The following is a 7,868-nucleotide window of genomic DNA, read 5'->3' as shown; positions in this document are numbered from 1 at the left end:
CGCGTCAGCATCGGCCAGTACCTCGGCAAGAACGATGTCCCAGGTGCCGTCCTCGGCGTAACGGCGGTGCCGTTTCCACACCGTCTGCCATGGCCCGAACACCTCCGACGGCAGGTCACGCCACGGAATCCCGGTCCGGTATCGATAGATGATCGCTTCGACAACCTGCCGGTTGTTGCAGAACGGACGCCCTTGCCGCCCAACGTTTGACGGCAACAACGGCTCGATCCGCTCCCACTGCGCATCACTGAGCGACTCACACCTAGAACTCATCCACCGATCATCAGCGACCGATCACCCAATCATTAGGAGACACGCCCTAGCTGGTGATCAGCTGGACGATCCGGCGAGGTTGACGACGGCACGCTAAGGCGCCTTCCCTTGCGTGCCTTCGTCATAACACAGCCGGTCGTTCAGGTGGCACCAGCTAGTCGCCCAGTACGGTGCGCAAGTAGTCGTTCGCGAATACCCGGTTCGGGTCGAAACGATCACGGACCGCCAGGAATTCGTCGAAGCGCGGATACACCGAGCGGAAGTAGTCGGCGTCGCGGGTATGCATCTTGCCCCAGTGCGGCCGGCCCCCGAGCTTCGTCATCACGGCCTCGACGTCGCGGAAGTAGTTGTCCGGCTTGTCGCGGTAGTAGCGATGCACGGCGATGTAGGCGCTCTTGCGACCGGACGCCGTCGACAGCATCAGATCATCGGCCGCGGCCACCCGCACCTCGATCGGGAAGCTGACGCGATAGCCCTTGTCGTCGATGACCTTACGCACTCCATCGAACGCCTCGGCGAGACTGTTGAGCGGAATCGCGTACTCCATCTCACGGAAACGCACATTGCGGTCGCTCACGAAGACCTCGGTCGACGGCGCGACGATCGTCCGGTGCGACAACGCATTTCCGGAGACCTCGTTCACCGCCGGGACGATCACCGGTGCCAGTGCCGCCGCGCGGCAGACGCCTGCGAGCATGTGGTTGCTCAGCAGCTCGTCATCGATGTAGCGACGCAGCTTGCTCGGCCCGGATGCCGGCACATCCGCGGGCAGCCGCCGATTGTGTTTGGTCAGTGCCGCCTCGGTATGTGGGAACCAGTAGAACTCGAAATGATCGGTCTCGTTGATCGAGCGGTCCAGGTCGGCCAGCACGTCGCCGATCTTGGCCGGCCCCTCGACCGCCTCGATGGAGAAGGCGGGCACGCATTCCAGCGTGATCGCGGTGATGACGCCGAGCGAACCCAGACCCAGCGCGGCCGCCTGCAGTTCGGGCCCCTCGGTGATGGTCCGGACCTCGCCGACGCCATCGACCAGCTCGATACCCGCGATCTGGGTGCTGATGCCGCCGAAGTTCAGGCCGGTGCCATGGGTGCCGGTCGACGTCGCGCCGGCGATGGTCTGCTTGTCGATATCGCCGAGATTGGCCATCGCCAGCTGATACGGCGCCAGCAGGGCCGGGATCTCGTACAGGTGTGTGCCGGCCCGGAACGTCGCGCGATTGCCCTCGACACCGATCAGTCCGCGAAGGTTCGACAGGCGCAGCAGCGTGTCACCGGGAACGGCGATACCAGAAAAGCTATGCCCGGCACCGGCGGTCTTGACCGTCCTGCCCGATTTGGCGGCGGTGGTGACGATCTGGGCGATCTCCTCGACGCTGCTCGGCGTCGGCTCGTGAGCCGGCGCCGCCGACTCCGTGCGGCCCCAGTTCTGCCACTTCATACAAACGCCTTTCCCTCGCCGCGGTAGGTCGGCGCCTCGCCGACCGCCGCGTCGTCATCGACCAGAGTCATTGAATTGATTCGCTCACTGAGCTCACCGGACTTTGTGTGCCGCAACCAGACCCGATCGCCCACCCGCATTCCGATGGCCGCCTCGCCGCGCAGCGGTGTCTGCACCTCGCCCGCCGCCTCGCGATCTTGGTACTCCAGGCCGGCTGGCCAGACGACCCGCGGCAGCCGGTCGACGCCGGGCGGGCCGGACGCGATCCAGCCGCCGCCGTGACAGGTGACCACGTCTCGACGCGGCTTGCGCACCACGGCGAGTCCGAAACCGACCGCCGGCGCGGGCTGGAAATGCTGATAGTTGTCGAACAGATGGCCGCCGAAATAGCCGCTGCCGACGGCGATGTCGGTGACGGACCGATCCTTGGCGGTCGCCTCGATCGACCCAGTGCCGCCGGCGTTCACCATCTCCAGGTCGGCCAGCTGCCCGATCTCGTCGATGATCCGGCTGCGTCGATGCCGCAGCTCCCGCATCGAATAGCCCTGCATCGCCCGAATCGCGTGATTCTCCAACGTCTTTCCAGGGACATCGTTGCCGACTCCAGCGACCTGCGCCTCGTAGGACATGACGCCGACCAGCCGGAAGCCGGCGCGCGCGACGATCGCGCTGGCGAGCGACACCGCCTCGCCCTGCGTGTGAATCGGCGAGCGCAGCACGCCGAGATCGCCCACGCCCGGCAGACGCAGCGACGCGTCCAGATCGATCGCGATTCGGATCTCGTCGCGGGAGCCCGGCGGGCAGACCGAGTCGATAAGGTCGAGCTCCTCGATGCTGTCGACGAGCAGCGTGACGCGTTGCAGCGCCTGCGGATTGGCGCACAGATCGCCGATCGCGCCGCGATTCGCGGTGGGATAACCGAGCAGCACGTCGTCGATGCCCGCCCGATCGCCGGTATCGGTCGCCAGCCAGATCGCCTCAGCAAGGTCATAGGCCAGTACGCCGACGACATTGTCGAGTCGCACCAGCGCGTCGATGATCGGCCGCACCCGCAGCGATTTCGATGCCACGCGGATGGGCACACCGCCGGCCCGGGCGGCGATGTCGGCGATGTTGTGCCGCAGCGCCGGAAGACTCAGGGCCGCAACGGGATTGTCCAGGCCCCAGGTGGCGCCGTCCAACGTCGCCCAGTACAGGCCCGGGTCGTTGTCCCAGAGCCGGGCGCGCGGCGGATCGATGGCCAGCAGCGCGTCCAGATCCGCCGCAGATGTCATCTCCATCATCGGACTCCCTTCACCGGCAGCACTGCGGCACCGCCCGCTATTCCGAGCACGGCCGATGCGACGAACAGGGCCGCGAAGCCCCCGAACGCGTCGATCACCCACGCACCCAGCAGCGGACCGATCGCCTGCGGCACGGCCATCGCGATGTTCATGATTCCCAGGTCTTTTCCACTATGCGCGGCATCCGGCAGCACCTGCGTCGCCAGCGCCTGATCGACCGCGAGAAAGCAGCCGAAGCCCGCGCCCAGCAGCGCCGCGGCCACCATTGTCGCCGGCAGGTTCTGCACGCAGGCGATCACGATCGCCGCGCCGCCCTGACAGACTCCGGCCGCCAGAACGAACGGCTTCCGGCGGCCGATCCGGTCGCTCAGCACGCCGCCACCCAGGGCGGCTCCGATGACGAAGATCATGTAGACCGCGGTGACGATCAGCAACGGGCCGTTGGGGTCGTGGATATGCAGACCGAACTGCAGGAAGAACAGCAGCAGCGACGTGCCCAGTGCGTTGCCGATGTTGACCAGGATCCGGCCCAGCAGCGTCCAGCCGAAGTCGGGCTGTTCGCGCGGCGAGATCCAGAGCTCGCCGAGCAGGCGGCGCACCGTCAACGACGGCAGATGGTTGTCCACCGGCGGATCATTGACCCACATGACGAACGGAATGACGCACGCCAGCAACAGGATCGCGGCCAGCGTATAACCCAGGACCGGACCGGCACCGAGTGCGGAGACCAGGGCGATACCGATGATGACGCCCACCGCCTGCGGCGCCGACACCCAGCTCGACACCACGCCGCGCTGCTCCACCGGCACCTGATCGCTGATCAATGCCGTCAGCGCGGCCGAGCACACGGAGAAGCCGGTGATCGCGACGGCCCAACCGATCGTGATGCCCCACAACGTGTTCTGCACTCCGAGCACGACCAGGGCAACGGCGAACACCACCAGGCCGCCGATGATCCAGGGGCGTCGTCGACCGAGACGGCTTGTGGTGCGGTCGCTCAGCGAGCCGGCGAGCGGGAACGCGATCAGGGCGCAGATCGCCGAAACCCCGGAGACCAAACCGAATTGAGTCAGGCTGTGATGCCAGTTGTCCTGGCGAAGCGTGTCGCCGATCCCCAGGTAGTGATTGATCTGCTGCGGCAGCAGCAGCTGAAACGGTGTCAGCTGAGCGAGCCAAATCCCCAACCAAGCAACGGCGAAGAGACCGACCCACCGCGATGACACCTCGGCCCGCGGCGGGCCCTGCACCGTCGTGCTCATCCTGCCTGCACCGTCACTCCCGCGGCGTCTCGCGGATGTGGCGCAGCAGTGTCTCCACGGTCTCGTCGACGATCCGGTCGGCGATCGCGCGATCGCCATGGGCCAGATAGGCCAGCGTGATGCCATCCGTGGCGGCGATCGCGATCGGCGCCAGCTCGGCCGGCGGCGTATCCCAGTCGACGTTGCATGTCTGGGCGCCGGCGATCAGCAGCATCTCGGCCATCTCGTAATAGCGCTGGTACATCTGCGCCGCCATCGGCTCGAGACCGGGGGTACGTCGCGCGTACTGCGCGAGAACGAGCAGTGCCTGTTCGCGCTCCGGATCTTCCACCAGATGATCGACATAGGCGTTGAGCCCGGCCTTCAGCGCAAGCCGGATATCACCCGATTCGAACGCCTCGGCGAGCTCTTCCGACACCAGTGGCGCGCTCACGGCACTCATCTCCGCCGTCGTCCCCCGTTGGACCAGCTCGGCGAGCAGTTCGTCGCGGGATTCGAACGCGTAGTGGAAGCTGGCCTGCGCCATATTTGCTTCACCGCAGATGGCGCGAGTCGTCGCACCCTCTACGCCGCTCCGCGCGATCACCCGGAAAGCGGCATCAAGCAGCAGCGATCGCCGATCCTCCACAGCAATTCTTGACATTGACAATCCCCCCTCTCCGAAGCAACCGACTAGGTCATCTGACCCAGACAGTTGTTCACATTAGCAGAATAGTGTTGCCTCGCCCACACGAACAGTAGGCCGATACCGTGTCTGCATGTCGTTCATACGGACCCTAATTGCACACGGTGTCGGTGAGATCATCCTGGACCGACCTCAGGCGCTCAACGCCCTCGACCAAACAATGGTTGATGAAATGTTACCCATCCTCACTAATTGGGCCGACGATCCCCCAGTAGAGCTGGTGCTCGTGACCTCGGCCAGCGACCGCGCTTTTTGCGCCGGGGGCGACATCCGCGCGATCCGCGACAACGCGATGAGCGGCGACACCGCGGCGATCACCCGCTACTTCAGCTCGGAATACCGGCTCGATCAGCTGATCGCCAACTATCCGAAGCCCTACGTCGCGTTGATCGACGGCGCCGCGATGGGCGGCGGGCTCGGGATCAGCGTGCACGGCGAGATCCGCGTCGTCACCGAGAAGGCGCTGATCGCGATGCCGGAGACCGCGATCGGATTCTTCCCCGACATCGGCGCCACCTACTTCCTCCCGCGCCTGCCCGCGGGAATCGGCATGTGGCTCGGACTGACGGGCGCGCGTATCAGGGGCGCGGACGCGGTGACCGTAGGATTGGCAACGCATTTCGTACCGAGCGACCGACTGCCGGCCGTCGCCGACGCCATTCGCTCCGGCGCGCCGCTCGGCGATGTGCTGCGCGAACACGCCGAGGTGCCACCGCCCACCGACATCCCGCTGTCCAAGATCGCCGCATACTTCGACGATGTCTCGGTTCCCGCGATCATCGGCGGGCTGCAGGGTGCGAACGACGAGTGGGCGCAGGAGCAGCTCGCGCTGCTGGCCGGCGCATCGCCGACCAGCCTCGCGGTCACCGCCCGGATGCTCGAGCTCGGTGGGCAGTCCAGCCTGGACCAGTGCTTCGATCGCGAGCTCTACGCAGCCGAACACATCACGGCAACAACGGATTTCGCCGAGGGCGTGCGGGCGGTGCTGGTCGACAAGGATCGCAATCCGGGCTTCGACCCCGCGAGCCTGGACGACGTGGATGCCGCGCTGGTCGCCAAGATCGTCGGCGAATAGCGGTCAGCTCCACTCCTCGGCGAGGTCCATCCACTGCTCCTCCGCCGACTCCTTGTCGGCGACAACGGTTTTGAGCTCGGCACCGAGGTCAATCAGCTTGTCGGGGTCCGTGGCGGCCGCGGCAAGCTGATCGTGCAGCGACGCCTCGCGCTCATCGAGCTTGTCGATCTGCCGCTCCAGACGCTTCATCGCCTTGTGCGCGTCACGCTCGGCGGCCGCATCGCGTGGCTTCGTGGCGGGTTCAGGTTTGGCCGACGAGGCGGTCGGCGACGCGACGATCTTGCCGGCACCGCCGGATGCGGTGATCTCCTTGCGCCGCTTCAGGTACTGCTCGATTCCGCCGGGCAGGTTGGTCAACTTGCCGTCACCGAACAACGCCCAGGTGCTGTCGCAGATCCGCTCGATCAGGTACCGGTCGTGGCTGATCACCACCAGCGTGCCGGCCCAGCCGTCGAGCAGATCCTCCAACTGCTGCAGGGTGTCGATATCGAGGTCGTTCGTCGGCTCGTCGAGCAGCAAGACGTTGGGCTGCGACATCAGGATGCGCGTCAGCTGCAGCCGACGGCGCTCGCCGCCCGACAGGTCACCCACCGGCGTGCGTTGCTTGGCCGGCGAGAATCCCAATCGCTCGGCGAGCTGGCCGGCGGAGATCTCCTTGTCGCCCACCGTGATCCGGTCGGCGATCTCCTGGACTGCGGCCAGCACCCGCAGGTCGGTCGGCAGATCGTCGAGTTCCTGGCGCAGCCAGCCGATCGAGACAGTCTGCCCCTGCACCCGCCGTCCCGGGGCGACATCGATCTCGCCGCCGAGGGCACGCAACAGCGTCGTCTTGCCGGAACCGTTGATACCGACCAGGCCGACGCGCTCCCCGGGGGTGAGCCGCCAGGTGAGGTCGGCGGCCAGCTCCCGGCCGTCGGGCGTGGTCAGCCGAGCGTCCTCGAGTTCGATGACGATCCGGCCCAACCGGCGCTTGGCGAACGCGGTGAGTGCCACCGAGTCTCGCGGCTCGGGCACGTCGGCGATCAGTTTCTCGGCGGCCTCGACCCGGTACCGCGGCTTCGAGGTCCGCGCGGGCGGACCGCGACGCAACCACGCCAATTCTTTACGCGCCAGGTTGCGACGGCGCTCCTCGGCGGCGTCGGCGAGGCGGGCCCGTTCGGCGCGGGCGAAGATCCAGTCGTTGTAGCCGCCCTCATACGCGTCCACGGTGCCGCTGCGCACCTCCCAGGTCTGGGTGGCGACGGCGTCCAGGAACCAGCGGTCGTGGGTGACGACGATCAGCGCGCTGCCACGGGAGACCAGATGGTCGGCCAGCCACTGCACGCCCTCGATGTCGAGATGGTTGGTCGGCTCATCGAGGATGAGCAGATCCAGCTCGCGCACCAGCGCGGCGGCGAGCGCCACCCGGCGCCGCTCGCCGCCGGACAGATCGCTCACCGACGTATCCAGACCCAGCACGTCGATACCGATGCCCGCGAGCACATTTCGGATGCGGGCATCGCCGGCCCACTCATGCTCGTCGACCCCGAGATCCCCCAGCACCACGTCGCCGACACTGGCGCCGTCCGGCAGCTCACCGCGCTGCGTGACGACGGCCATCCGCAGGTCCGTCAGCCGGGCGACCCGACCGCTGTCCGGGGGTTCGATGCCGGCCAGGATCTCCAGCAGCGTCGTCTTGCCGCCGCCGTTCAGGCCGACGACGCCGATCCGGTCGCCGCGCTGCACGCCGAGGCTGACGCCGTCGAGAAGGTGTTTGATACCAAAGCTTTTCGAGATCTTCTCGGCACTGATCAGGTTACTCATGCACGTACTCGCTTCGCTCCGGGCGCACATGAGGCACCACGGCACTGTGCCG

Annotated in this window: 7 protein-coding genes; 1 reads left to right on the top strand and 6 read right to left on the bottom strand. The window is 66.8% G+C overall.

Annotated elements, in window-relative coordinates:
* From G341_RS23470 to G341_RS0107685, 5 genes are all read right to left on the bottom strand, one after another.
* A partial coding sequence (locus G341_RS23470) for a transposase (RefSeq protein WP_018178543.1) occupies window positions 1-273 on the bottom strand: 273 nt, incomplete at its 3' end.
* Window positions 274-427: 154 nt separating this feature from the next.
* Window positions 428-1,711 carry a D-arabinono-1,4-lactone oxidase gene (locus G341_RS0107700; protein WP_018178542.1) on the bottom strand — a complete coding sequence of 428 codons (1,284 nt, stop codon included), beginning with the start codon at window positions 1,709-1,711 and terminating at the stop codon, window positions 428-430.
* Window positions 1,708-2,985, bottom strand: a complete 1,278-nt coding sequence (locus G341_RS0107695) for a type III PLP-dependent enzyme domain-containing protein (RefSeq protein ID WP_155826841.1) — start codon at window positions 2,983-2,985, stop codon at window positions 1,708-1,710. Before G341_RS0107695 ends, G341_RS0107700 begins: the two co-directional genes overlap by 4 nt.
* Window positions 2,986-2,990: 5 nt before the next feature.
* Window positions 2,991-4,253: an MFS transporter gene (locus G341_RS0107690; RefSeq protein ID WP_018178540.1), complete on the bottom strand. Its 1,263-nt coding sequence runs from the start codon at window positions 4,251-4,253 to the stop codon at window positions 2,991-2,993.
* A 13-nt stretch (window positions 4,254-4,266) separates the two neighbouring features.
* A complete protein-coding gene (locus G341_RS0107685) occupies window positions 4,267-4,896 on the bottom strand; it encodes a TetR/AcrR family transcriptional regulator (RefSeq protein WP_026303386.1) in 630 nt (209 codons plus the stop codon).
* 115 nt (window positions 4,897-5,011) lie between these two features.
* Between G341_RS0107685 and G341_RS0107680 the strand changes: the two genes are divergently transcribed.
* Window positions 5,012-6,013, top strand: coding sequence for an enoyl-CoA hydratase/isomerase family protein (locus G341_RS0107680; RefSeq protein ID WP_026303385.1), 1,002 nt, complete (start codon window positions 5,012-5,014; stop codon window positions 6,011-6,013).
* A gap of 3 nt (window positions 6,014-6,016) precedes the next feature.
* Here the strand turns inward: G341_RS0107680 and G341_RS0107675 are convergent, their stop codons facing one another.
* Complete coding sequence (locus G341_RS0107675; protein WP_018178537.1) at window positions 6,017-7,816, bottom strand: ABC-F family ATP-binding cassette domain-containing protein; 1,800 nt, start codon at window positions 7,814-7,816, stop codon at window positions 6,017-6,019.
* Window positions 7,817-7,868 lie beyond the last annotated feature (52 nt).

This window comes from Jongsikchunia kroppenstedtii DSM 45133 (genome assembly GCF_000380485.1).
In the GTDB taxonomy this organism is placed as follows: Bacteria; Actinomycetota; Actinomycetes; order Mycobacteriales; family Mycobacteriaceae; genus Jongsikchunia; species Jongsikchunia kroppenstedtii.
Note: the sequence above shows the minus strand (reverse complement) of the source record. Positions and strands in the feature narration are given on the sequence as shown.